Below are 25,244 nucleotides of genomic sequence, written 5' to 3' on the forward strand. Positions count from 1 at the left end.
TCAGTGGCTGCCCAGAATGCCCGTGCGCACCCCGTAGTTCGCGGCGACCGCGTAATCGGGGTCATCGTCGCTGTCGACCATCAGGTGACCGGCCTTGGTCAGCAGTCGGTGACAATCGCGCGTCAGATGCCGGAGCTGGATGGCCTTGCCCTCGGCCTCGTATTTGGCCGCGACCGCCTCGATCGCCTGCAGGGCCGATTGGTCGGCCACACGGCTGTCGGCGAAGTCGATGATGACCATCGCCGGGTCTTCCTTGGGCTTGAACAGCTCGACGAACCCCGTGGCCGACCCGAAGAACAAAGGCCCCTGCACCGCATAGACCTTGGCCCCCTCGGGCGTGATGTGCGACTTGGCATGGATACGGCGCGCGTTCTGCCAGGCATAGGCCAGCGCGCTGACGATCACGCCGACGATGACAGCGATGGCGAGGTCGAAGCGGACAGTGACGGCGGTCACAAGGATGATGACAACCGCGTCGACCCTGGGCACGATCAGCAGGATCTTGAGCGAGTTCCACGCGAACGTCCCGATCACCACCATGAACATGACCCCGACCAGGGCCGCCAGCGGGATCTGTTCGATCAGCGGCGACGCGACCAGGATGAAGGCCAGCAGGAACAGCGCTGCCGAAATGCCCGAGATGCGCGTGCGCCCGCCCGATTTCACGTTGATCATCGACTGGCCGATCATGGCGCAACCGCCCATGCCGCCGAAGAATCCGGTGACCGTGTTGGCTGCGCCCTGGGCGATGCACTCCTGCGAGGCACCGCCGCGCTGGCCCGTGATCTCGCCCACGAGGTTCAGGGTCAGAAGGCTCTCGATCAGGCCGATGGCCGCAAGGATCAGCGCATAGGGCAGGATGATTTCCAGCGTCTCCCAGTTCAGCGGCACATCCGGCAAGGCGAACGACGGCAAGCCGCCCGAGATGGAGGCCAGATCGCCTACATTCGGCACCGGCAGGCCGAAGATGATGACCACCCCCGCCGTGATCGCGATGCCCGCCAGCGGTGCCGGGATCGCATTGGTGATCTTGGGCATGCCCCAGATGACCAGCATGGTCAGCGCCACCAGCGACAGCACCAGAACCAGCTGGCCGCCCGACATCCAGGTGCCGTCGGCCGTCTTGAAGAAGTCGAGCTGCGCCTTGCCGATCACGATGGCGAGGCCATTGACGAAGCCCAGCATCACCGGATGCGGGACCAGGCGGATGAACTTGCCCCACCGCATGATGCCCACGAAGATCTGCATCAGCCCCATCAGGATGACCGTCAGAAACAGGTATTGCACCCCCACCGCCGGCGGAAAGGCCGTCACGAGCGAGACCATGACAACGGCCAGAGCCCCCGTCGCGCCGGAGATCATGCCGGGCCGCCCACCGATCAGGGCCGTGATCAGCCCGACGATGAAGGCCGCATAAAGCCCCACAAGCGGGTCGACCTTGGCCACGAAGGCGAAGGCCACCGCTTCGGGCACCAGCGCCAGCGCCACGGTCAGGCCCGCCAGCACCTCGACCCGCAGACCGCCGATGGTGAGGGTAGAGGTCGGGGCGACGCGAAGGTCGGGGCTGTCGAAACGGGAGGCAAATCTTGCCAGCAGGGAGCTGCTCAAGGGTCAGGACTTTCGAAAAGTGCGGATGTTGCGAGGCGCATAACAGGGATCGCGCCGGGGTGACACCCCCCGGGGGATGTGGAAGGCTCAAAGCGGCATCTGGGGGGACGGCGGCGTGGCGATCATCAGGACATGGGCGGACATCGCGGCCCTGGGCGGCGACAGCTGGCTGACACCGGCAGAGACGGCGCTGATCGAGGCCTGCCGGAGGGGCGTCGAATGTCGGCTGCAGGGGGGCAAACGCCCTGATCCCGACGACGCCGGGCCCGAGCGTCGCATCCGCGCGAATGTCCTGCGGTATCTCATCCTGGGCGGCTGTCCAGACTGCGTCGTGCGCGGGCGCGGCCTCCAGCTGCGCGGGGCCTTCATCGAGGGCGAGATCGACCTGTCGTTTCAGGAAACGTCAGGCGCCACCGTCATGATCGACTGCCATTTCGACGCGCCTCTGGTGGCCCGGCAGGCCAAGTTGCGCTCGCTCGAACTGCGGCGGTCGCTGCTGGACCGGCTGGACCTTCAGGGCGCGCATATCACTGGCGATGTCTTTCTGCGGCAGGCCGAAACCCGGCGCGACGTTCTGATGGCGGGCGCGCGGATCGGCGGGCAGCTCGATTGCGAAGGGGCCATCTTCGACGGCGCGCAGGGTGCGGCCCTGATGGCGCAGCGCCTGACCGTGGAGGAAGGTCTGGTCTGGCGCGATGTCCGGGTCCGGCGCGGCACCGTGTCGCTCCATTCTGCGCGGATCGGCGTGCTGGCGGATGATCTGGCCAGTTGGCCGGGCCGCGACGACCTGATCCTCGACGGTCTGATCTATGAGCAGATCGTGGGGGATATGGATCTTGCGGGTCGCCTCGCCTGGGCCGAGGCGGGCAGCTATGTCGATGACCGCTTCCATCCCCAACCCTTCAGCGCCCTGTCCCGGCTCTACCGCGAAATGGGGCGCGACGGCGATGCGCGCCGCGTGCTGCGGATGCGCGAACGTCACCTGCGACAGGACAACCGTCGCCGCAGGCTGCGCGGCCCGGACGGCGCGCCCTTGACCGGGATGGCCCGTGCGGGCGCCTTGGTCGGTAACCTCTGGCGGTCGGCCTGCGACGGTGTGCTCAGGGCGACGACCGGCTATGGCTACGCCCCGTTCCGCAGCCTGATCGTGCTGGCCCTGTTGTGGCTGCTGACCACCACGCTGGCGCATCTGGCCTGGGAGGCGGGGGATTTCGCGCCGAATGCCGCGCCCATTCTGGTGTCGAACGACTGGCAGACCCTCGCCTCGGGTCCGCAACCCGCCGCCGTCTGGTCGTCGACCGCACCGGGCCGCGATTGGGAGACGTTCAACCGCTATGCCTGGGCCGCCGACCTGGTCATTCCGATCATCGACCTGAACCAGACCGACGCCTGGGCCGTGTCGACCAGCCGCGGCCCCTGGGGCCGCTGGCTCTGGCGGGCGGGGTTCTTTCTCAATATCGCGGGCTGGATCGTCACGGCGCTCGGGGCCGCGGCCATCACCGGGATCATCCGGCGCGACGGATGACTGGAATCGTTCGCGAAGCCTGCTAGGGTCGCCGCGACCCCACGGAGAGGCCCATGTCGGACGTTGTGATTGGTATCATCGGTGGCTCGGGCCTCTATCAGATCGCGGGTCTGGAAGGGGCGGAATGGCGTGGCGCGACGACACCCTGGGGCGCCCCGTCGGACGATCTGCTTCATGGCGAACTGGACGGCACCCCGATGGTGTTCTTGCCGCGCCACGGACGCGGTCACGTCCATACGCCGACGTCCGTCCCCTACCGCGCCAATGTCGCGGCCATGAAGGCGGCGGGCGTCACCCATCTGGTCAGCGTGTCGGCCTGCGGGTCGTTCCGCGACGACATGGCGCCAGGGGAATTCGTGATCGTCGACCAGTTCATCGACCGCACCTTCGCCCGCGACAAGACTTTCTTCGGCCCGGGTCTCGTGGCCCATGTCTCGGTCGCGCATCCCGTCTGCCCGGCGCTGTCGTCGGCCTGTGCCGCCGCCGCCCGCGCGGGCGGGGCCACCGTCCACGAAGGTGGCACCTATCTGGCGATGGAGGGGCCACAGTTCTCGACTTTGGCCGAATCCCGCCTCTACCGCGACGTCTGGGGTTGCGATGTCATCGGCATGACGAACATGCCCGAAGCCAAATTGGCCCGCGAAGCCGAACTGCATTACGCCTCCGTCGCGATGATCACCGACTACGACAGTTGGCATCCCGACCACGGAGCCGTGCAGATCACCGAGATCATCGAGACTTTGCACGGCAATGCGGCGCGCGCCGCCGCCATGGTCGCGGCCCTGCCCCGCCTCGTTACCGCCCCCTGCGAGGCGGGATGCCACACGGCGCTGGAACACGCGATCATGACCGCCCCCGAGGCGCGCGACCCCGGGATGATCGAACGCCTGCGCCCGATTGCGGGCCGCGTTCTGTGAAGGCGGCCCTTCTGGTCCTGATGACGGCCCTGCCCGCGATGGCGCAGGAATACGTAACCGTGCCCGGACCGCTCGACGACGAAGATTTCTATCGCGCGGTCGCCTGCGCCGCCATGCCCGGCGAGGATTGCCGCAAGCCGTTCCTGCACTGGCCCGAAGACAAGCGCGGCGGGCTGACGGTCGCACTGGCCTCGACCAGCGAAGCCCTGCAACCCTACCAGCGCGCCCTCTACGAAGAGGGGCTGGACGCGGCGCTGGCCCAGATCAACGCGGCCGATGCGGGCATTCGCCTGATCCGGGGCACGACCGAGGCCGATATCGAGATCCACGTGGTTTCCACCCCCCCTGGCGACGTGATGCGCGACACCGGCGTGCCCGATCTGGACGGCGCGATCCTGCCCCTTGGCCGTGTCGCCCTGCGGGCCCGCGACGGCACGATCCGCGAAGCCCTGATCGCCGTCTCGATCGAGGCGCGGCGCCGGGAAATCGCCTCCATCCTTCTCGAAGAGATCGTGCAGGGTCTGGGCCTGATGACGGACATTCGCGGCCCGGCCTTCCGCCGGTCGCTGTTTTCCGAAGACGGCAATTCCGTCGTGCGCCTGCAAGGTCAGGACGCCATGGCCCTGCGCCGACATTACGCGGCGCTGCCGCCCGAAGAAAGCTGACCCATGACCCCCAAGCCGCTCCAGGCCAAGACCGTCCGCGATTATATCCGGACCATCCCCGATTTCCCGCACGAGGGGATCATGTTCCGCGATGTGACCACGCTGTTTGCGGATGCCCGTGGCATGCGGCTCTGCGTCGATCAGTTGCTCGCGCCCTTTGCCGGCGACCGGTTCGACGCGGTTGCGGGGCTCGAGGCGCGGGGGTTCATTCTGGGCGGGGCGGTGGCGCACCAACTGGGCACCGGGTTCGTTCCGATCCGCAAGAAGGGCAAACTGCCCGGCAAGACGTTTGAACAGGATTATGCGCTGGAATACGGCACCGCCACGGTCGAGGTGCATGTCGACGCGCTCCAACCGGGCGCGCGTGTCCTGCTGGTCGACGATCTTCTGGCCACGGGTGGAACGGCGAAGGCGGGCATCGCCCTGCTGGAGCGTCTGGGGGCCGAGGTCATCGGCTGCGCCTTCGTGGTGGACCTGCCGGAACTGGGGGGCCGCGCCGCGCTGGAACAGATGGGGATGCCGATCCACACATTGTGCAGCTTCGACGGCGCGTGATCCTTCGGGCGACAGACCCATAACGCGATAATAGTTCCCGCACTCTCCCAATCGTAACCATTTGGTAACCTTTCAGCGACTAAGAGAGAGCGTGGCATCTTGCAGACAGCCACCATTCCCCCCCGCGCCCTGCTTCCCCCGGCAGGGCGCACCCACTCCCCTGCCCTGAACGATCACAAAGCGCTCTAACTAAACATTTTTCTACTTTAGGTTGTGTAGGAATTTGTTTTGCGTAAAGTTGTCAATGATCACCTTCGGGCGATTGCTGCTTGCATGGCAGAAGGTGCGCCCCGCCATTACCCCGGTGGGGTGCACCACACCCTTGAGCCCGAGATCCTGCGGCTCAGGTTACCTGGCGCAAGACCGCGCCCGGGTTCATGATTCCCTTGGGATCCAACGCCGACTTGATGGCCCGCATCGCGGCCAGTTTCGTCGGATCGACATAGCGTTCCAGATCACCGACCTTGAGCCGACCGACCCCGTGTTCCGCACTGACCGATCCTCCGAACTCGTGGACAAGGTCATGCACGGCGGTCTTGATCGCGTCGCGTTCGGCGTCGTGGTCCGCCCGGTTGCGGCCCGGCATCGGGAAGACGTTGTAATGAAGGTTGCCGTCGCCCACATGGCCGAAGCAATTGATCCGGAAATTCCCGATTTTCGCGATGACATCCGTGCCCCGCGCGATGAAGTCGGGGATCGACGCCGTGGGCACGCTGATGTCGTGGCTGCTGACCGACCCGATCCGGCGGTTCCCCTCGGGGATCGACTCGCGCACGGTCCAGAAATCGCGGCGCTGGCCTTCGGATTGGGCGATGACACCGTCGCTGACCAGCCCGGCCTCGGACGCGGCGGCGAACAGGTCTTCCAGCGCGGACTGCGGATCGCCGGACGCGCCAAGCCCAAGGTCGATCAGCACGGACCAGTCGGGCCGCCCGATCGGCAGGCGCACATCCGGCATCGTCTCTGCCAGGAATTCCAGTCCCATCCGTCCGATCAACTCGAAGGCGGACACGCCCTCGCCGATCCGGTCGCGTGCGAGGTTCAACAGATCGAGCGCCGCCGCAGGGTCGCGCACCGCCATAATCGCCGCCCCGGTGTGGACCGGACGCGGCAGCAGTTTCAGCGTAGCCGCCGTGATGATGCCCAATGTCCCCTCGGCGCCGATCAGAAGGTGGCGCAGGTCATAACCGGTGTTGTTCTTGCGCAGCGGGCTCAGGCCATTGAGGACCGAGCCGTCGGGCAGCACCGCCTCCAGACCCAGGCACAGGTCGCGCGCATTGCCGTAGCGCAGGACATTCACGCCGCCCGCGTTGGTCGACAGGATGCCGCCGATCCGCGCCGACCCCTGGGCCGCGATGGTCAGGGGGAACAGGCGACCGGCCTCCTTGGCGGCCTCCTGCACCTGTTGCAGGATCACGCCGGCCTCGACCGTCATGGCGTTTTCGGTCGCGTCTACGCTGCGGATGCGGGTCATGCGTTCCAGCGACAGGATGACGGGCGTGGTCAGATCGCCCGAAATCTGCCCCCCGACCAGACCCGTCCCGCCGCCGTAGGGCACGACCGGCACCCCGGCAGCAGAGGCCGCGCGCAGGATCACCGACACCTCTTGGGTCGTGGCGGGCGTAAGCAGCAGACCACCCTGCCCCGACCAACGCCCGCGCGGCTCCTCCAGATAGCGGGCCTCCAGCGGGCGGAATGCGGCTTCGGGCAGGTCGCGGCGCAGGGCGGGTTCGATCGTCGTGGCAGGGGTCATTCGGATCCAGACAGGAAACTCGGGCGCAGCACGACGATGGTCGGACGGCGCGGCAGGGTGGTCAGCGACACCTCGATAAACGATGCGTCGCGGCGGTCCACCTCAAAGTCGTAGCCTTCCATCGCGTCCAGAAACGGCGTCAACGTCCCCTCGCCGAACCAATGCATCGGCAAGACAACCGACGACCGCAACCGCCCGAGCACCCGGGCCAGCGTCTCGTGCGGCAGGGTCAGCCCGCCATCGACCGGCGCCATGACCACGTCGAGACGACCCAGGGCGATGTACTGCTCCCGCGTCGGCTCGTGATGAAGGTGGCCCAGATGGCCGATGCAGAGGCCGCCCGCCTCGAAAACGAAGATGGAATTGCCGTTCTGCTCGCCGCCACGCCCCGGGCGAATGTCGGTCGAGACGGAGCGGACCAGCATCTCGCCCAGATCGACGTAGTGATCCACCGGCTCACCCGCGCGGTCGGACCAGCCGGGCAGGATGTGGGGGATCGACGCATCCGGGTCGGGCGTCCAGTGGGTGATGTGACCCCGGTTCATCGTCACCACATCGGGCGGCGGCACCGATCCGATGAAGCCGTTGTAGTCGGTCACGGCCCGCAACCCGCCCGCCGTCTCGAGCATCCACATGGAATGGTCGATGTAGTTGAGCCGCACGGTATTGGCGTCGGGCAGCGGCGTGCCAAAGCTGGCGCGATGCAGGTATTCCACGCCCGGCGCCTGGGCCAGGGCGATGCAATGGCTCGGGATGCGCTCCTGCGCGGCGGCGGGCGCGGCGAGGGCAAGCAGGGCAAGGGTCAGTCGCAGCATGTCGGTCCTCCTGTTACCTCGGGGAAGGTAGCACGAAGGCGCGGCGCGCCAATCCCGTCAGCCCGCGTCCGTGCGCCCCCGGCGATCCGACCGCAGCATCGCGTAGAGGACGTGGTTGCGCCAGCGGCCGCCGATCTGGAGATAGCTTTGCGCGACACCTTCGTATTTGAAACCCGACCGCTCCAGCAGACCGCGCGACGGCGCGTTCTCCTCGAGGCAGGCGGCCTCCAGTCGGCTGAGGTCGAGGCGGGCGAAGGCGTGGTGCGACACCGCCAGGATCGCCTCGCGCATGTAACCCTGCCGCGCGTGGCTTTCGCCGATCCAATAGCCCAGGGTCCCGGTCTGCGACGGCCCGCGCCGAATGTTGTCGAGCGTCAGCGCCCCCAGAAGCGCACCGTCGGACTTGCGCGTCAGGAACAGCGCCAGCGCCGCCCCCTGCCCGAAGCTGCGGCTGGCCCACTGCACCCGGTTGGTGAAGCTCTTGCGGCCCAGATGGTCGGGCGCCCACTCCGGCTCCCAGGGTTTCAGGAACCGCGCGGAGCTTTCGCGCAGGGCCGCCCAATTGCGATAGTCGCTGTGCTGCGGCAGGCGGAGCAGCATCCGCTCCGTCTCGATCCGCGGCTTGCGCAGCGACCCGAAGATCACGCGGCCAGCCTGTCGCGCAGGGTCGCCGCATCGGGCGCGCGCCCCACCGGGCCATAGAGCGCAAGAGCCGGGTTGGCCCCGATCAGCTTGCCCGCATGGGCGCGGACGGCGGCGCAATCGACGGCATCGATCCGGGCAATCGCCTCGGACAGTGGCGGAACCCGGTCCCAGATGGCGACGACACGGGCCAGACGTTCGGCGCGGCTCGACGGGCTTTCCAGCCCCATCAGCATGCCCGACTTCATCTGCGCCCGGGCGCGGGCCACCTCGACCTCGGTCATGTCGTCGGCGGCGCGCTTCAGCTCGTCGATGGTCAGCCGGGCCAGATCGCCCACATCCTCGCCGCCGGTGCCCGCATAGACGGTCAGCATCCCGGCGTCGGAATAGGCCCCGACGCTGGCGAAGATCGAATAGCACAGGCCGCGCTTTTCGCGGGCTTCCTGGAACAGGCGGGACGACATGCCGCCGCCCATCACGCTCGAAAAGATCTGCGCCACATAGATGTCGTCGTCGCGGTAGCCCGGCTGATCGAAGCCGAGCGCGAAATGCGCCTGCTCCAGCGCCTTCTCGACCCGGTATTCGCCGCCCCGGAACCGGCTTGGGTCCGGCAGGGCCTGCGGACTTGGGGCAAGGTGCCCGAACAGATCCTCGGCCATGCGGCACATCGCGTCGTGATCGACCGCCCCCGCTGCCGACAGGATCATCTGGCCGGGGCCATAATGCTGCCCGGTGAAATGACGCAGGTCGGCCTCGTCGAAGGCGGCGACCCGTTCGGTCGGACCCAGGATCGTGCGGCCCATGGGCTGCTCTGGGTAAGCCGCTTCCTGAAGCCAGTCGAAGATGATGTCGTCGGGCGTATCGAGGGCCTGACCGATCTCCTGCAAGATGACGCCCCGCTCCACCTCGATCTCGCGCGGATCGAAGGTCGGGTTGAGCACGATGTCGGCGATCAGGTCGGCGGCCAATGGCACGTCGCCCGCCAGAACGCGCGCGTAATAGGCCGTCACCTCGCGCGAGGTATAGGCGTTGATATAGCCCCCCACGTCCTCGATCTGTTCGGCGATCTGGAGCGCGGTGCGCCGGGCCGTGCCCTTGAAGGCCATGTGTTCCAGGAAATGGGCGATGCCGTTCTGCTCGATGGCTTCGTGACGGCAACCGGCCCCGACCCACACGCCGACACTGGCCGATTCAAGGCCCGGCATGTGTTCGGTGACGACGCGGAAGCCGTTCGACAGGCGGTGCAACTGGGGGGTGGTCATGCGGCGCGCGCCTCGTCGATCAGCGTCTCGATATCGGTCAGGTCGTTGTCGACCCGGGTGATCCGCTCGGGGCGGTCGAACAGGTCGGCCATGCGCGGCGGCAGGGGGGGGCGGATGCCGGTCGCGGCCTCGACCGCGTCGGGGAACTTGGCCGGGTGCGCGGTGGCAAGCGTGACCATGGGTGTCGTGCCCAGATGCGCCTCGGCCACCTCGACCCCCACGGCGGAATGCGGGCACAGAAGCTCGGCCCCGTGCGCGAGCGTCCGGGTGATCGCCGCCGATGTCTGGGCCTCGGACGCCCGACCCGAGGCATAGACCTCCCGAAGGGCCTGCAACGCACCCTGGCTGACGGTGAAACCGCCGGTCTTCAGTTCCGCCATCAGCTGCGCAATCGCGGAGCCGTCGCCGTCATAGGCCAGATGCAGCGCCCTCTCGAAATTCGACGAGACCTGGATGTCCATCGACGGGCTGATCGAGGGATGCACTTCTCCGGTGCGATATTCCCCGGTGGTCAGGCAGCGGTGCAGGATGTCGTTCTGGTTCGTCGCCACGACAAGGTGTTCGATCGGCAGGCCCATGCGCTTGGCGATGTGCCCGGCGAAGATGTCGCCGAAATTGCCCGTGGGCACGGTGAAGGACACCTTGCGATGCGGCGCCCCAAGGCTGACCGCGGCGGTGAAAAAATAGACAACCTGCGCCAGAACCCGGGCGAAGTTGATCGAATTGACCCCGGCCAGCGCGACCCGGTCGCGAAAGTCGAAGTCGTTGAACATGTCCTTCACCCGCGCCTGACAGTCGTCGAAATGACCCGTGAGGGCCAGCGCGTGGACGTTGGATTCGGACGGCGTGGTCATCTGGCGGCGCTGCACATCCGACACCCGGCCGTGGGGATAGAGAATGAAGACGTCGACCGCCTCGAGACCCCGGAATGCCTCGATCGCCGCCGATCCGGTATCGCCACTGGTCGCGCCCACGATGGTGACCTTCTGGCCGCGCTTCGCCAGACTGTGCTGGAACATCTGCCCGATCAGCTGCATGGCGAAATCCTTGAACGCCAGGGTCGGCCCGTGAAACAGCTCCAGGAGAAAGTGATTGGGGGCCAGTTGCTTGAGCGGTGCGCGCGCATCGTGCCCGAACCCGGCATAGGCCTTGGCCACCAGATCCGCGAAGGTCGCCTCGTCGAAGGCGTCGGCCACGAAGGGGGCCATGATGCGGACCGCGACCTCTTCATAGGACAGGCCGGCCAGCGCCGCGATGTCCCCATGGCTGAGCGCCGGAACTTCCTCGGGCACATAGAGGCCACCGTCCCGGGCCAGCCCGGTCAGCATCGTGTCCTCGAAGCCCAGAACCGGAGCCTGTCCACGTGTAGAGATATAGCGCATGTCAGCCTTCGGTCGCTTGGGGCATGTCAGATGGTCCGGCGCCTGATACGCCACAGCAGGAAGACTGTCATCCCCAACCACACGAGCGCCAGCCCGAACCATTGGATCGCATAGCCCAAGTGGCTGTTGGGTATCCCTTCGACGCCCACGGGTGTCGGCAGGGGGATTGTTTCGGGTGCCACGCTGCGCGCCACGACCATCACGGGTTCGGTCCCCAGGACCGGGGCCATGGCCGTCAGGTCGCGCGCATACCACAGGTCGCCTTCGGGCGGGGGGGTGCCATCGTTCTGATCGTCGGGCCAGTTCAGGTTGCCGGTGATGGCCAGAGGCTCGTCCGGCAAATCGATCGTCTCACCGAAGTCCAGCGGCACGACGCCCAGATCCACCATGATCCGCCGCCCGTCGGTCTCGAGCGGGACGACGATGCGGAACCCGGTTCCCGCACCCCGCCACGACCCCAGAACCCTGAGTGGCGGGCCCGCGACCGTCCCTGTCAGGACAACCGGCAGGTAATTGTCGGCATCGGGGTCAGGCTCGGCCGGCAGTGCGACAGGTGCGGCCCCGATCCGTCCCTCGATCTCGGCGATGACGCCTTCCTTCCAGTCGAGCCGCTGCACCTGCCACAGCCCGAGCGCCACCAGCACGGCAAAGCCGCCCAAACCGAACAGAAGGGGAAGGATCAGGCGCATGGAGACCTCTCAGAACGGGAAACGGCGCGGGGCAACCCGCGCCGTCGAAAACCGGATGTCGGGGGGATCAGCCGCCCCAGACGTAGACCGCGGCAAAGAGGAACAGCCAGACGACATCCACGAAGTGCCAGTACCAGGCGGCGGCTTCGAAGCCGACGTGCTTTTCGGGCGTGAAATGCCCGGCCTGCAGACGCAGCAGGCAGACGGCCAGGAAGATCGTCCCGATCACGACATGCAGGCCGTGGAAGCCCGTCGCCATGAAGAAGTTGGCGCCATAGATGTTGCCCGCAAAGCCGAAGGCCGCGTGGCTGTACTCATAGATCTGGAAACCGGTGAAGAGCGCGCCCAAGGCGATGGCGAGGATCAGGCCCCACTTCATGTCCTGACGGTTGTTCTCGTGCACCAGGGCGTGGTGCGCCCAGGTCGCCGCCGCGCCCGAGCAGAGCAGGATCAGCGTGTTGATCAGCGGCAGGTGCCAGGGGTCGAACGTCTCGATCCCGACCGGCGGCCAGACGCCGTCAACCGAAGGCGACGCGGGACCCATGGGATAGATCGCGTGCTTGAAGAAGCTCCAGAACCAGGCTGCGAAGAACATCACTTCGGACATGATGAAGAAGATGAAGCCATATCGCAGGCCGATCACGACGACCGGGGTGTGGTCGCCCATGTTGGATTCGCGCACCACATCGGCCCACCAGGCGAACATCACGCCCAAGACGCCGACGAAGCCCACGGCGAACATCCAAGGGTTGGAATGATCCTTCATCCAGAACACCGCGCCGATCAGCATGATGAAACCGGCAACCGCCCCCAGGAACGGCCAGATCGAGGGCGGAAGGATGTGGTAATCGTGGTTCTTGGCGTGGGCCATGTCGTCGCCTCTCAGTTGGTCTGCGTCGCCGCGTCAGTATTGCTGTTAAGCGCGGCGTAATCGTCGGGCAAGTCCGTTACGTGAAACGTATAGGACAGGGTGATTTCGGGGATGCCTTTGGCTTCGGGATCGTCGAGGATCTCTGGATCGACGAAGAAGGTCACGGGCATCGAGATGGTCTCGCCGGGTTGCAGGATCTGCTCCTCGAAGCAGAAGCAGGCGATCTTGACGAAATGCGGACCGGCCACAAAGGGGGCGACGTTGAAACTCGCCGTGCCCGCCACGGGCGCATCCGTGGGATTGTGCGCCTCGTAGAAGGCCAGGTTCGTCTCGCCGATGCGGACGCGCATGCTGGTCTGGACCGGCTTGAAGTCCCAGGGCATGCCCCGCTCCTTCGACGCGTCGAACCGCACCAGCACGGTTTCTTCCAGCACCCGGTCCACGCCCGCGTCGGCGCGCGACGTGGTGCCGCCATATCCGGTCACCCGGCAGAAGAGGTCATAGAGCGGAACGGATGCCCAACCGAGCGATCCCATGCCCAGCACGGTCGCCACGGTCATGGCCACGACACGTCCATTGTCGGTCAAGCTGCGCCACCAACGTTTCATTGATCGGCCTCCTCGATTGGAACGAGCGCGGGGCGCGCGACATGGTCGAAACCTTCGGAGAAGCCGCCGGTCCGGATCTTGACCACGGTCACCCCGAAAATGATCACGATGAACCCCAGAAGCACCGCCAAAAGGCCGAAGTTCCGGCCGCGACGGCGGATATGCATCTCATGATCCTGGTGCATCACCAACCTCCCCAGGGGCCAAGCGCGACCTCGACCACGAAGACGGCGAAATGCGCGAACAGATAGACAAGGGACCATTTGAACAGGCCCTTTTCGACGGCATGGCCATCGGCCTCGCTGTCGGCATCGGTCCGGTGCCACATGTCCCACGCGCCCTTGAGGAAGACCGCGTTCAGGATCACCGCCACAAGCAGCGTCAGCGGCCCGCCGATGCCCGACACCGCCGTGCCGAGCGACACGAGTGCCAGACCAATCGACCAGAACCACGCCTGCCGCCGCGTCTCGTCCCGGCCGTGGGTCACGGTCAGCATCGGAATGCGGGCTGTGTGGTAGTCCATCTTGACGAACAGGGCCAGCGCCCAGAAATGCGGCGGCGTCCACATGAAGATGAGCCCGACCATCAGCCAGGCCTCGACCGGGGTGCCGCCGGTGACGGCCGCATAGCCGATCATCGGGGGGAATGCCCCGGCTAGCCCGCCGATCACCGTGTTCCACGATGTCGTCCGCTTGAGCCACATGGAATAGATGACGGTATAGAAGAAGATCGTGAAGGCCAGCCAGAAGGCCGCGACCCAATTGGCCGTCAGCCCCAGCATCACCGTGGACAGCACCGCAAGGAACAGGCCAAGCGCCAGCGCATCCGACGGCGCGACACGGCCCGACGGGATGGGCCGCTTGCGCGTGCGCTTCATCACCCGGTCGATATCCGCATCGAACCACATGTTGAGCGCGCCCGACGCCCCGGCGCCCAGAGCGATCCACAGGATCGACGTCGCCCCGAGAAACGGATGAACCCCCGCCGGTGCGACCAGCAATCCGACCAGCGCGGTGAACACCGACAGCGACATCAGCCGCGGTTTCAGAAGCTGCCAGTAGTCGCGCAGGCTCGCCTCGTCGGCGATTGCGGCGGGGGCCGGGATATGGAGGCTGGCGTCAGTCACCCGCGGCTTACCAGGTATCGATCTCGCCCGCCTGCATGGCGGCGACCCAGCGGGCGTAATCCTCTTCGGACACGACCTTCACCGTGATCGGCATATAGGCATGGGCGATGCCGCAGAGCTCCGAACACTGGCCAAAATAGATGCCCGGCTCATCCGCGCGGAACCACAGCTGCGCCAGGCGACCCGGGATGCCGTCCTGCTTCACGCCGAAGGCCGGGATCGTCCAGGAGTGGATCACGTCGCCGCCGGTGATCTGCATTACCACGGTCTTGCCCACGGGGACGACCACCGAAGTATCGGTCGCCAGACGGAACTGATCGTCGGTATATCCGGCGGCGGCCAGCTGTGCCGACACCTCTTCGGTCATCATGTTCCCGGCGTCTGCGCCGATCATGTAGGAGGAGAATTCCTCGATCCCCTCTTCGGGATACTCATAGCCCCAGAACCACTGGTAGCCTGTCACCTTCACGACGACGTCCCCCTCGGGGATACGCTGCTGGTCGAACAGGACCGGAAGGGAGAAGGCGCCGATGCCGATCAGGATCAGGATCGGGACGACCGTCCAGGCGACTTCCAGCGGCGAATTGTGGGTGAAGGTGGCGGGGGTCGGATTCGACTTCCTGTTGTAGCGAACCACGACCCAGGCCAGCAACGCCGTCACGAAAAGCGCGATGATGGTGATGATGACCAGAACGAAACCGTCCAGCCAGAATGCCTCCTCGGCAAGCGACGTGGCCGCCGGCTGGAACCCGATGCCGCCGGCGATCGGCTGACCCTTGATTTCCAGATCCGTGAAAAACGTCTGCGCCATCGCGGGCAGCGAGGCGAAACTGGCGGCGGCGGAAAGGCCTAGGGCCGTGAGCGAAGGCATCTTCATGAAGTTCGTCCTGTCTAAGCATGCGGGGACAATGGACCGACCCCTTTGCGTCCTGCCGCCTAAGACCACAATCCGACCCGACTCGGCAAGGGGGCGGGGTGCTGTGTCGCACCCGTCATTCGGGCGAATCTTCCGCAAATTGACCCCCGCGAGAGAGACTGCCAAGCAGAGGTCATGCGAACCGCATTGCAAATCCTGCTGCACGGCGCGGCGATTCTGTTTCTGACCCTGCTCAGCCAACTGGGCGGCCTCGCCTGGGTGCTGGCGCTTCCGTTCCGGCGCAGACGCGTGGTGTTTTTCGCAGGTTTCGCCGCGATCTATGCGGCCCTGTCCGTGACAGCGGCCTGGGTCGCCCCGACCTTTGGGCGGGTGCCCATGGCCTGCGGAGCGGAGGGGCCGTTGCGGATCGCCTCACCGGTCTATTGCCTGCTCAACCGCCACTACGGCACACCGGAACTGGCGGCGGTGCTCAATGACCTGTCGCGCGATATGACGCGCCGTCATCCGGACGCGACCGTGCAGTTGCTGGATGCGAACTTCCCCTTCTTCGACGGCTTTCCCCTTTTGCCCCATCTGTCCCATGCCGACGGGCGCAAGGCCGATGTGGCGCTGTTCTATCTCGACCCCGATGGCGCGCCCGGCCCGGCCCTGCGAAGCCCGCTTGGATATTTCGCCTTCGAGGACGGGCCGACCGACTGCCCGCCCCGCCGCCTGACGCTGCGGTGGGATCTGGCCTGGCTGCAACCGCTGTGGCGCGACCTGTCGCTCGACCGCGTTCGCACGCGGGATCTCCTTGCCCTTCTGGCCGCCGACGAACGGGTCGGGCGGATCTTCGTTGAGCCGCATCTGCGCGCCACCCTCGACATCGACAGGCCGACCTTCGGGTTTCAAGGCTGCCGCGCCGCGCGACACGACGATCACATCCACCTGCAACTGAAGTAACGACCGAAATCTGATCGCCCCTCTGGGGTCCGGCGGTCTTTGCCCCTATGTCTGCCTTGACCCGAATTCCAGGAGACGGCCATGACCGACACCCCCTTCCGCCCCTTCGAGACGATGCTCGACCGTGACGCCGCCCTGACCCTGCTGCGCGACACCCTTGCCGGGGCCGATGACGGGGAGCTGTTTCTGGAACGCCGCCGGTCCGAGGCGCTGGTCTTCGACGACGGCCGCCTCAAGACGGCCAGCTACGATGCCTCCGAAGGCTTCGGTCTGCGGGCCGTGCGGGGCGAGACGGCGGGCTACGCCCATTCCACCGAGATCAGCGAACAGAGCCTGCGCCGCGCCGCCGAAACCGCGCGCCTGGCCGTGGGCGCGGGCGGCGGAACCCTCGCCCCGGCCCCGGCGGGCACCAACCGCAAGCTCTATGGCGACCACGATCCGATCGCGGGTCAGGCGTTTTCGGTCAAGCTCGACACCCTGCGCGACGTGGACGCCTTCGTGCGCGACCTCGACCCCCGGGTGGTGCAGGTCTCGGCCTCGCTCACCGCGTCGATCCAGGAGGTGGAGATCCTGCGGCCCGAGGGCGCGTCGGTCGCCGATGTCCGCCCCCTCGTCCGCTTCAACGTGTCGGTCATCGTCGAGGAGAACGGCCGCCGCGAATCCGGCGGCGCAGGCGGCGGCGGGCGCATACCGCTCGACGGGCTGATGACCCGCGACCACTGGGAGGGTGTCGCGCGCGAGGCGTTGCGCATCGCTGTGGTGAACCTGTCGGCGGTGCCCGCCCCCGCCGGTGTGATGGACGTGGCCCTGGGCGCCGGCTGGCCCGGCATCCTGCTGCACGAGGCCGTGGGTCACGGGCTGGAAGGGGATGCCAACCGCAAGGGGCAATCGGCCTTCTCGGGCCTGATGGGCCAGCGGATTGCCTCGCCCGGGGTGACAGTTCTGGACGACGGCACCATCCCCGACCGGCGCGGCTCGATCAGCGTCGATGACGAGGGCACGCCCTCGGGCAAGAACACCCTGATCGAGGACGGCATTCTGGTCGGCTACATGCAGGACCGGCAGAACGCCCGCCTGATGGGTGTCGCCCCAACGGGCAACGGACGGCGCGAAAGCTATGCCCATGCGCCCATGCCGCGGATGACCAACACCTACATGCTCGGCGGCGATGCGACCCCGGGCGACATCGTGGCGGACGTGAAGGACGGCATCTATGCCGTGGGCTTCGGCGGCGGCCAGGTCGACACGACCAGCGGCAAGTTCGTCTTTTCCTGCACCGAGGCCTACCGCGTCCAGAACGGCAAGATCGGCGCGCCGGTCAAGGGCGCGACGCTGATCGGGGACGGGGCCACGGCGCTGCGGGGCATCCGCGCGATCGGCAACGACATGGCGCTCGACCCCGGGATGGGCACCTGCGGCAAACAGGGGCAATGGGTGCCCGTCGGCGTGGGTCAGCCGACGCTGCTGATCGGCGGGCTGACTGTCGGCGGCTCGGCGACCTGAGATCGGCGCGAGATTCGCGCGAAACCCGCCCGGCACGGTGTGGACGATGGTCAAGGCCAGCGGATGTTCGCGCTGACCGACTGGCTCAAGTTCGGCGCGGCCTTCTGCTTAGGACCCGCCTTCGTAGGGGGCGTTCTGACCTTCGTGTTCGCCTCTGCGACCGGGCCGCTGAAATGGCTGGCCAAGACCGGCGCACAGCTGCTCTATGGCCCGCTCATCACGCCCGTCGTCGCCCCGCTGGCCCTTGCCGTCTTCGCCCTGTTGCTGCGGTTCGGGGCCGCGGGGTGGGCCGCAATCCTTGTCGTGGCGACCCTCGCGGCGGGCAGCGTCCTGCTGTTCACCCCCGTGGGGCTGCACAAGGCGGTCCTGTGGGACACCGCCAACAGCCTGGAACCCGACGCGCTGGCGGGACGCGGTTAACCGAATCTCAACCAATTCTGCGGAAGTCTGGCGTATGGATTACGTCAGCCCCGACTCCGGCCCCGAGTTTCACACCACCTTCGACGAAGCGCCCCTTCCGGCCTTCGACCCGGCCCCGTCGCAGGATGAACTCTTTGCGCGGCTGCGTCTGATCCGGTCGCGACGGGTCGGCTCCGCCACCTGGCGCCGCCTTCTGGCCGAGCATGGCAACGCCGTCGCAGCACTCGAGGCGTTGCCCGGCGTGGCCGCTGCCGCGGGCGACACCGGATACCGCCCGGCGGACGAGGCGTCGATCCGCCGCGAGGTGCAGGCCGCCCGCCGCCTTGGCGCGCGGATGCTGGCCTTCGGAACACCGGGCTACCCCGCCGAACTCGCCAAAACCCGCGACCCCTCTCCGATCCTCTGGGCACAGGGTCGGATCGAACTGTTGACCCGGACCACGGTCGCCATCGTGGGCACGCGCAACGCGTCGTCGCTCGCCCTGCGCATGGCGCGCGCTTTGGGGCGCGATCTGGCGCAGGCGGGTATCGTCGTCGCCTCGGGTCTGGCGCGTGGTGTCGATGCGGTGGCCCATGACGCGGCCCTGCCCGGGGGCACCATCGCGGTGCATGCGGGCGGACTGGACCGCATCTACCCGGCGGAAAACATCGATCTGGCCGCCAAGATCGCCGTCGATGGCCTGTCGATCTCCGAACGCCCCTTCGGTCTTGCCCCGCAGGCGCGCGACTTCCCCCGCCGCAACCGCATCGTCGCAGGCCTGTCGCAGGCCGTCGTGGTGGTCGAGGCGGCGGCCAAGTCCGGCTCGATGATCACCGCCCGCGACGCCCTGGACGAAGGGCGGGAGGTTCTCGCCGTGCCGGGCCACCCCTTCGACGGACGTGCGGGCGGCTGCAATCTGCTGCTGCGCGACGGGGCCACGCTGGTGCGGGGTGTTCAGGACATCCTCGACGTGCTCGACCTGATGGCGCGCAGCCCGGAGGCCCCCGAGCCGAGGCCGGAGCCCGTCGCCGCGCCGCAGGTCGACGCCACCACGACCCCCGACACCTCACAATTGCGCGACCGCATCCTGTCGCTGCTCTCGCCGACGCCGGTCACCCAGGACGATCTGGCCCGCGACATCGCCGCAAGCGGCCCGGTCAGCGCCAACCAACTGGCGCTGCACCTCTCCGAACTGGAGCTGGAGGGCAGCATCGCGCGGCAACCCGGCGGCGGCCTGATCCGCGCCTGACCAACCGCAAGCGGGGGCTCGTGCGGCCAATCCGACCGCATCCAGAGCGCCCATTGACAATCTTCCAGAGGTCCCCACATGGTCCGCGGCCCATGGACCCCCCTCGCCGGGGGACCTGTCGAACCTGTTGAATCCGACTATTTCCGAGGTCTTCCGCCATGCCCGTCGTCGTCGTCGAATCCCCGGCCAAGGCCAAGACCATCAACGGATATCTGGGCAAGGACTACACCGTTCTGGCCAGTTACGGACACGTTCGCGACCTCGTCGGCAAGGACGGCTCCGTCGACACCGAAGGCTCCTGGGACATGACCTGGGAGGTGCCCGCCGACTCCAAGAAGCGGATCAAGGACATCGCCGATGCGCTGGCCAATGACCCGAACCTGATCCTCGCCACCGACCCCGACCGCGAGGGGGAAGCAATCAGCTGGCACCTTCTGGAAACCCTTCTGGCGCGGCGCGGCATCAAGAAGGACATGCCGGTCAGCCGCGTGGCCTTCAACGCCATCACCAAGAAGGCCGTGCAGGAGGCCATCGCCAACCCGCGTGAAATCGACACGCCGCTGGTCCATGCCTACCTGGCGCGCCGGGCGCTCGACTATCTGGTGGGGTTCAATCTGTCGCCGGTGCTCTGGCGCAAGTTGCCCGGTTCGAAATCCGCAGGGCGGGTGCAATCGGTCTGCCTGCGTTTGGTTGTCGACCGGGAGATGGAGATCGAGGCCTTTGACGCCCGCGAATACTGGTCCGTCCGCGCCATGCTGGAAACCCCGCGCGGCCAAAAGTTCGAGGCGCGGCTTGTGGCGCTGGCGGGCAAGAAGCTGGACCGCTTCGACCTGGCCGATGCGACCCAGGCCGAGCTGGCCGTGCAGGCCGTCGAAAGCCGCGATCTGACCGTGACCGGGGTCGAGGCCAAGCCAGCGACGCGCAACCCCTCGCCACCCTTCATGACCTCGACCCTGCAGCAGGAAGCCAGCCGCAAGTTCGGCATGGGCGCCAAGGCCTGCATGTCGACCGCGCAGCGATTGTATGAGGCGGGCCACATCACCTACATGCGGACCGACGGCATCGACATGGCGCCCGAGGCCGTGGCCGACGCCCGCGCCGCCATCGAGAGCCGTTACGGCAAGGACTACACCCCGGCCGAGGCGCGGGTGTACAAGAACAAGGCCAAGAACGCCCAGGAAGCGCATGAATGCATCCGCCCCACCGACATGACCAAGTCAGCGGACGAGATCCGGGTGTCCGAGGGCGACCAGAAAAAGCTCTATGACCTCATCTGGAAGCGCACGCTGGCCAGCCAGATGGCCGCCGCAAGGCTGGAGCGCACGACCGTCACGGTCCGCGACAAGGGCGAGCAGGTCGAGCTGCGCGCCACCGGTCAGGTCGTGGTCTTCGACGGGTTCATGAAGGTCTATACCGAAGGGCGCGACGACGATGCCGCGGCCTCCGACGACGACAACCGCCTGCCGGTGATCCATCAGGGCGACGTCGCCAAGAAGGTCGCCGCTTACGGGGACGAGACGTCCGACAACCAGATGGTCAAATCGCCGTCCAACGCCGTTCTGGGCCAGCAGAGCTTCACCCAACCGCCGCCCCGCTACACCGAGGCGACGCTGGTCAAGCGGATGGAGGAACTGGGCATCGGGCGGCCATCGACCTATGCCTCGATCCTGTCGACGATCGTGGACCGCGGCTATGTCCGCAAGGAAGGCAACCGCCTCTTCCCCGAGGATCAGGGGCGGCTGGTGACGGTCTTCCTGTCCAACTATTTCCGCAAATACGTCAGCTATGATTTCACTGCCGGCCTCGAAGAGGAACTGGACGAGATCAGTGCCGGCGACAAGGATTACAAGGACGTCCTGGCCCGCTTCTGGCGCGACTTCTCGGCGGCCATCGGCGAGACGAGCGAACTGCGGATCACCGAAGTCCTCGACAAGATCAACGAAGTGCTGGAGCCGCATCTCTTCCCTGATGCGGGCGACGGGCGAGACCCGCGTCTGTGCCCCAAATGCGAGGCGGGGCGTCTGTCGATGCGGACGGCCCGGTCGGGCGGGGCCTTCATCGGCTGCTCCAACTATCCCGAATGCCGCTATACCCGCCCCTTCGGCCCGCCGGGGATGGAAGGCGAGCAACAGGGCGACGAGCGGATGCTGGGCGTGGAGCCGGAATCGGGGCTGGAGGTCTGGCTGAAATCCGGGCGCTTCGGGCCCTACGTCCAACTGGGTGAAAAGACCGAGGAAAACCCCAAGCCGAAGCGGTCGAGCCTGCCCAAGACCTGGGCCCCGGACGTGGTGGATTTCGACCGCGCGATGCAGCTTCTGTCGCTCCCGCGCGAGGTCGGATTGCACCCCGAGGACGGGGAGCCGATCACCACGAACCTGGGCCGCTACGGGCCTTACGTGATGCACAAGCGGCCCGAGGACGCCAAGCCGGTCTATGCCAACCTCAGCGACGAGGAAGAAATCTTCACCATCGGCATGAACCATGCGGTTCAGGTGCTGGCCGACAAGCGCGCCAATCCGCGCGGAGCCGGACGTGGGGCGGCCAAGGCGCTGCGCGATCTGGGCGAACACCCCGAGAAAGGCGGCGCGATGGCGGTGATGGAGGGGCGGTTCGGCCCCTACATCAAATGGGAAAAGGTCAATGCCACCCTGCCCAAGGACGTCTCGCCCGAAGACCTGACCGTGGCGCAGGCCATCGAACTGATCGCCGCCAAGGCCGCCAAGGCCCCGAAGAAGAAGGCCGCAGCCAAGAAACCGGCGGCAAAAAAGCCCGCGGCGAAAAAGCCCGCGGCCAAGAAGAAGGGCCCGGCGAAGAAGGCCGCCCCGAAAGCACAAGACTAACCCCGGTCAAACCGGCCCCCACCAAAGGCGGCGGGCGCCGGAACGGCTATTGCGACCAGAGAGCGGTCTCGGGGTGGAACTGCGACCAGGCGAACCAGAACGCCTGATGGCTTCCCAGGTCCGCACCGTCCTGATCGACAGCCCTTATCCCGCCCGCATCCAGTTGCAGGCGGACGTTCTCGAAACCGACATCGACCCCCGCCTTCAGCGCCGCGAAGGCGGTGCTCCGCTGAAAGGCGACCGGTGTTCCGGACGCAGCGATGACGCCGATGATATCTTCGTGAACGTCCAGCCGCGGATCGACGTCACCGACCGGAAAGATCGGCCCGTCGGCGTCGCGCCCATTGCGGAAGTCGAAATCGCGGCCAAGGGCCAGCCGTTCGACCAGAACGGTGGTTTCGGGATGTTGCTCTTTCCAGGTGCCCCAATCCGTCGTGACCACTGTCGCCTGCTCAAGCTGGACCCCCTGCGCCGCCAGCGGCCCGGTCAGGGCCGTCCCCAGGAAGGTGTCGAAGACGGAATAGGTATTCAGATCATACATCACCTTGTTCGAGCGGATCAGCAGGCCCGTGGTGCGCAGGACCGGGCGCGCGACCCCTGTCGGCATCCGGTCGGTGAAATACGCCTGCGCCGCGCCGCACAGGGTGCAATAGGGGATTCCCAGATCACGTCCGCCGAGGGTATCGTTCACCATCTCGCGGACTTCCATGATGCGACGTGGATAGGCGCGGTATTCGCCGTTGACCTCGATCCCGAAGACGATGGCGTCATCCGCAAGCCAGGTCGCATCCTCGGCGCTGCTGACTGGCGGATTGTCGGCGGCGGGAATGCAGTCGCAGGCATCGTCGGTGGTCCCGAACGGCCGATCGTCGATCCGCACCCCGCCCCAGGACACCAGCCGCCAGTCGACATTGCCCTCGACAAGGATCCGGTCCCATCCCGGAACGAACTGCGTGAAGATCGCGCGCTTGGCGTCAAGGTATCCGGGGTAGGACGGGATATCCCAGGCGATCAGGTGGTCGGTGATCGCACCCCATCGCATGTGCGTATCCAACTCGATCCCCAGCAGCATGGTCGCCGCCTCTGCCAGCGCCGTGTCGAACTCCATCCGCCAGGTGAACCGCATCATGTCGCTGATGATCCAGACCAGCCTCGGGTCGCCGGAGGCGACGATCTCATCGAGCGCAAGCTTCTGATCTCGTCCCCATTCGGACCGGGCCAGGCTGTCGATGAAAACGGTCTGGACAGCAGCTTGCAGGCTCTCGGAAATCGGACCTTCGGGAACGGAGGGCGGGGTGCCGAATTCCGCAATCACATAGTCGGGCAAAGGCGTGGCGGCCCGTACCGGCCCGGATGCCCCGGCAACAAGGCACGCGGCAAACAGCAGAGCGACGACCCTGTTTCGGAAGGATTTGAGGATCAGATCTGTCATCGGGACGCCTTTCGCGATTGCGCGCATCCTTCGGTCAATCGCAACACCCGCCGACGATTTGCCGCGGGTCCATGATGCGGTCTCTCGGTGCACGGTCGCACTTTCGATCCAATTCGAAAGCGCGACCAATCACTTCGCTTCAAGACGTCGTGAAATCTGGCCCCACCCACACCGCAGGCGGGGCCATCCCATCACGCGGGGCCGGCGCCCTGCGTCCCGGTATAGACCGAATAGATCGACTGGGACGCCGCCATGAACAGGCGGTTCCGCTTCGGCCCGCCGAAACAGACGTTGCCGCAGATCTCGGGCAGGCGGATGCGGCCCAGCAGGGTGCCGTCCGGCGCCCAGACCGTCACACCCGAATAGCCGACGTTGCGCCCCGCGTTGGACGAGGCCCAGAGGTTGCCCGCCACGTCGGTGCGCAAGCCATCGGGTCCGCATTTCACGCCGTCGACCATGCAATCCGAGAACACCCGCCGGTTCGATGTCGTCCCGTCCGGGGCCACATCCATCGCGATGATCTCGCCGTTGCCGCCCGGCCCGGTGTCGCCCGGTCCCTTGCCCGTCGACGCGATGTAGAGCGTCCCGAAATCGGGCGCAAAGCACAGGCCGTTCGGATCGGCGGCATCGGCCTCGGTCGCGACACGGGTGATCGCGCCATCGGTGCCGATGCGATAGGTCGCGGTCTCCATCTCGCGGACGTAGTCCCCGATCTCCGGCGGTTGACCCAGACGCGGGTTCAGCAATCCGGCGGCATTGGACGGCCCGCCCGGCGCATCGGGCGCACCTTCATAGAGCTGTCCGCCATAGGGCGGATCGGTGAACCAGATGCTGCCGTCCGCATGTTCGACCACGTCATTGGGCGAGTTGAAGCGCTTGCCCTCGAACATGTCGGCCAGGATGGTGATCGATCCGTCATGCTCATATCGCACGACCCGGCGGGTCAGATGTTCCGCCGACAATTGCCGCCCCTGCCGGTCGAAGCTGTTGCCGTTTGAATAGTTGGACGGATAGCGGAATTCGCTGACGTGGTTGTCGTCGTCCAGCCAGCGCATCTGGCGGTTCTCGGGGATGTCGGACCAGATCAGGTACTTGCCGACCGAATTCCAGGCAGGTCCTTCCGCCCATCTGGCCCCGGTCCAGAGCCGCTCGATCGTGGCATTGGGCTGCATCACGCCCCAGAAGCGGTCATCGGCGGCCACCAGGTCCGGGTCCCAGAAATAGACGTTCGGCGCGGCTCCGGGCCCGAAATCGCGGCGCGGCGTGGTGATGGTCGACAAGGGTTCGACGGCGGTGGATTGCGCGCTGGCCGCAACGCCGGTCAGGGCCACCGCACCCCCTCCCAGGGCGCCGAGGGCCTGCCTGCGCGACAGATTCGAATGGATGATGGTCATGGTCTTCCTCCCAAATGTGGCAAATGCCGATGTCAGCTTGGGGTCGGATGCTTGCCGCGCGGCTATTTGAATGACGCAAGGGAAAGGAGCGGCGGAAAATCGCTCGCATTGTCATCGGTCCCACCCGCATGGCACCCGGCATTTCCGCGGGCCGAGGGTTGAATCCCCGTGCCCCCGGGGTGACATGTCA

At 66.7% G+C, this 25,244-nt stretch carries 23 protein-coding genes; 9 read left to right on the forward strand and 14 right to left on the reverse strand.

The window, feature by feature from the left end:
* The gene (locus BM002_RS11840; protein ID WP_092781107.1) at nt 1-1,608 is read right to left on the reverse strand and encodes a SulP family inorganic anion transporter; all 1,608 of its coding nucleotides are present in this window, start codon (nt 1,606-1,608) and stop codon (nt 1-3) included.
* A gap of 76 nt (nt 1,609-1,684) precedes the next feature.
* Here BM002_RS11840 and BM002_RS11845 point away from each other — a divergent pair, with 76 nt between their 5' ends.
* The 4 genes from BM002_RS11845 to BM002_RS11860 are packed head-to-tail and all read left to right on the forward strand — an operon-like array spanning nt 1,685 to nt 5,270.
* Nucleotides 1,685-3,133: a hypothetical protein gene (locus BM002_RS11845; RefSeq protein ID WP_092781109.1), complete on the forward strand. Its 1,449-nt coding sequence runs from the start codon at nt 1,685-1,687 to the stop codon at nt 3,131-3,133.
* Between the two features lie 53 nt (nt 3,134-3,186).
* Nucleotides 3,187-4,050 carry an S-methyl-5'-thioadenosine phosphorylase gene (locus BM002_RS11850; RefSeq protein WP_092781112.1) on the forward strand — a complete coding sequence of 288 codons (864 nt, stop codon included), beginning with the start codon at nt 3,187-3,189 and terminating at the stop codon, nt 4,048-4,050.
* Nucleotides 4,047-4,715 carry a DUF2927 domain-containing protein gene (locus BM002_RS11855; protein WP_092781115.1) on the forward strand — a complete coding sequence of 223 codons (669 nt, stop codon included), beginning with the start codon at nt 4,047-4,049 and terminating at the stop codon, nt 4,713-4,715. The genes BM002_RS11850 and BM002_RS11855 overlap by 4 nt, the downstream gene beginning before the upstream one ends.
* Before the next feature lie 3 nt (nt 4,716-4,718).
* Nucleotides 4,719-5,270: an adenine phosphoribosyltransferase gene (locus tag BM002_RS11860; RefSeq protein ID WP_092781118.1), complete on the forward strand. Its 552-nt coding sequence runs from the start codon at nt 4,719-4,721 to the stop codon at nt 5,268-5,270.
* Between the two features lie 343 nt (nt 5,271-5,613).
* Here the strand turns inward: BM002_RS11860 and BM002_RS11865 are convergent, their stop codons facing one another.
* The 11 genes from BM002_RS11865 to coxB form a co-directional block, all read right to left on the reverse strand.
* On the reverse strand, nt 5,614-7,023 hold the full coding sequence (locus tag BM002_RS11865; protein ID WP_092781121.1) for an FAD-binding oxidoreductase: 1,410 nt from the start codon (nt 7,021-7,023) through the stop codon (nt 5,614-5,616).
* Entirely contained in the window at nt 7,020-7,838 is an 819-nt protein-coding gene (locus BM002_RS11870) for an MBL fold metallo-hydrolase (RefSeq protein WP_092781124.1), read from the reverse strand. Before BM002_RS11870 ends, BM002_RS11865 begins: the two co-directional genes overlap by 4 nt.
* A gap of 57 nt (nt 7,839-7,895) precedes the next feature.
* Nucleotides 7,896-8,480: a GNAT family N-acetyltransferase gene (locus tag BM002_RS11875; protein ID WP_092782150.1), complete on the reverse strand. Its 585-nt coding sequence runs from the start codon at nt 8,478-8,480 to the stop codon at nt 7,896-7,898.
* Nucleotides 8,480-9,742 carry a M16 family metallopeptidase gene (locus BM002_RS11880; RefSeq protein WP_092781127.1) on the reverse strand — a complete coding sequence of 421 codons (1,263 nt, stop codon included), beginning with the start codon at nt 9,740-9,742 and terminating at the stop codon, nt 8,480-8,482. The genes BM002_RS11875 and BM002_RS11880 overlap by 1 nt, the downstream gene beginning before the upstream one ends.
* Entirely contained in the window at nt 9,739-11,124 is a 1,386-nt protein-coding gene (gene thrC / locus BM002_RS11885) for a threonine synthase (protein ID WP_092781130.1), read from the reverse strand. The genes BM002_RS11880 and thrC overlap by 4 nt, the downstream gene beginning before the upstream one ends.
* Before the next feature lie 26 nt (nt 11,125-11,150).
* The gene (locus BM002_RS11890) at nt 11,151-11,813 is read right to left on the reverse strand and encodes an SURF1 family protein (RefSeq protein ID WP_092781133.1); all 663 of its coding nucleotides are present in this window, start codon (nt 11,811-11,813) and stop codon (nt 11,151-11,153) included.
* Between the two features lie 67 nt (nt 11,814-11,880).
* The gene (locus BM002_RS11895) at nt 11,881-12,684 is read right to left on the reverse strand and encodes a cytochrome c oxidase subunit 3 (RefSeq protein WP_092781136.1); all 804 of its coding nucleotides are present in this window, start codon (nt 12,682-12,684) and stop codon (nt 11,881-11,883) included.
* 11 nt (nt 12,685-12,695) lie between these two features.
* Nucleotides 12,696-13,292 (reverse strand): cytochrome c oxidase assembly protein, encoded by a 597-nt coding sequence (locus BM002_RS11900; protein ID WP_092781139.1) that lies wholly within the window; start codon nt 13,290-13,292, stop codon nt 12,696-12,698.
* On the reverse strand, nt 13,289-13,477 hold the full coding sequence (locus BM002_RS11905; RefSeq protein ID WP_342707321.1) for a hypothetical protein: 189 nt from the start codon (nt 13,475-13,477) through the stop codon (nt 13,289-13,291). The genes BM002_RS11900 and BM002_RS11905 overlap by 4 nt, the downstream gene beginning before the upstream one ends.
* On the reverse strand, nt 13,477-14,418 hold the full coding sequence (gene cyoE, locus BM002_RS11910; RefSeq protein WP_092781146.1) for a heme o synthase: 942 nt from the start codon (nt 14,416-14,418) through the stop codon (nt 13,477-13,479). The genes BM002_RS11905 and cyoE overlap by 1 nt, the downstream gene beginning before the upstream one ends.
* A 7-nt stretch (nt 14,419-14,425) precedes the next feature.
* On the reverse strand, nt 14,426-15,295 hold the full coding sequence (gene coxB, locus BM002_RS11915; RefSeq protein ID WP_175484885.1) for a cytochrome c oxidase subunit II: 870 nt from the start codon (nt 15,293-15,295) through the stop codon (nt 14,426-14,428).
* Nucleotides 15,296-15,469: 174 nt separating this feature from the next.
* Between coxB and BM002_RS11920 the strand changes: the two genes are divergently transcribed.
* The 5 genes from BM002_RS11920 (at nt 15,470) to topA (ending at nt 22,228) form a co-directional block, all read left to right on the forward strand.
* Nucleotides 15,470-16,237 (forward strand): M74 family metallopeptidase, encoded by a 768-nt coding sequence (locus BM002_RS11920; RefSeq protein ID WP_092781149.1) that lies wholly within the window; start codon nt 15,470-15,472, stop codon nt 16,235-16,237.
* 81 nt (nt 16,238-16,318) lie between these two features.
* A complete protein-coding gene (gene tldD / locus BM002_RS11925) occupies nt 16,319-17,740 on the forward strand; it encodes a metalloprotease TldD (protein WP_092781152.1) in 1,422 nt (473 codons plus the stop codon).
* A 63-nt stretch (nt 17,741-17,803) separates the two neighbouring features.
* The gene (locus tag BM002_RS11930; RefSeq protein ID WP_139212360.1) at nt 17,804-18,160 is read left to right on the forward strand and encodes a hypothetical protein; all 357 of its coding nucleotides are present in this window, start codon (nt 17,804-17,806) and stop codon (nt 18,158-18,160) included.
* Between the two features lie 34 nt (nt 18,161-18,194).
* A complete protein-coding gene (gene dprA / locus BM002_RS11935) occupies nt 18,195-19,388 on the forward strand; it encodes a DNA-processing protein DprA (protein ID WP_092781158.1) in 1,194 nt (397 codons plus the stop codon).
* Between the two features lie 158 nt (nt 19,389-19,546).
* Nucleotides 19,547-22,228 carry a type I DNA topoisomerase gene (gene topA, locus BM002_RS11940; RefSeq protein ID WP_092781161.1) on the forward strand — a complete coding sequence of 894 codons (2,682 nt, stop codon included), beginning with the start codon at nt 19,547-19,549 and terminating at the stop codon, nt 22,226-22,228.
* A 46-nt stretch (nt 22,229-22,274) separates the two neighbouring features.
* Here topA and BM002_RS11945 read toward each other — a convergent pair whose 3' ends face one another.
* Complete coding sequence (locus tag BM002_RS11945; RefSeq protein ID WP_092782156.1) at nt 22,275-23,660, reverse strand: DUF3179 domain-containing (seleno)protein; 1,386 nt, start codon at nt 23,658-23,660, stop codon at nt 22,275-22,277.
* A 191-nt stretch (nt 23,661-23,851) separates the two neighbouring features.
* Nucleotides 23,852-25,054, reverse strand: a complete 1,203-nt coding sequence (locus BM002_RS11950) for an SMP-30/gluconolactonase/LRE family protein (protein ID WP_092781163.1) — start codon at nt 25,052-25,054, stop codon at nt 23,852-23,854.
* Between the last annotated feature and the right edge of the window lie 190 nt (nt 25,055-25,244).

It is taken from the genome of Jannaschia pohangensis, assembly GCF_900113875.1.
Classification (GTDB): domain Bacteria; phylum Pseudomonadota; class Alphaproteobacteria; order Rhodobacterales; family Rhodobacteraceae; genus Jannaschia; species Jannaschia pohangensis.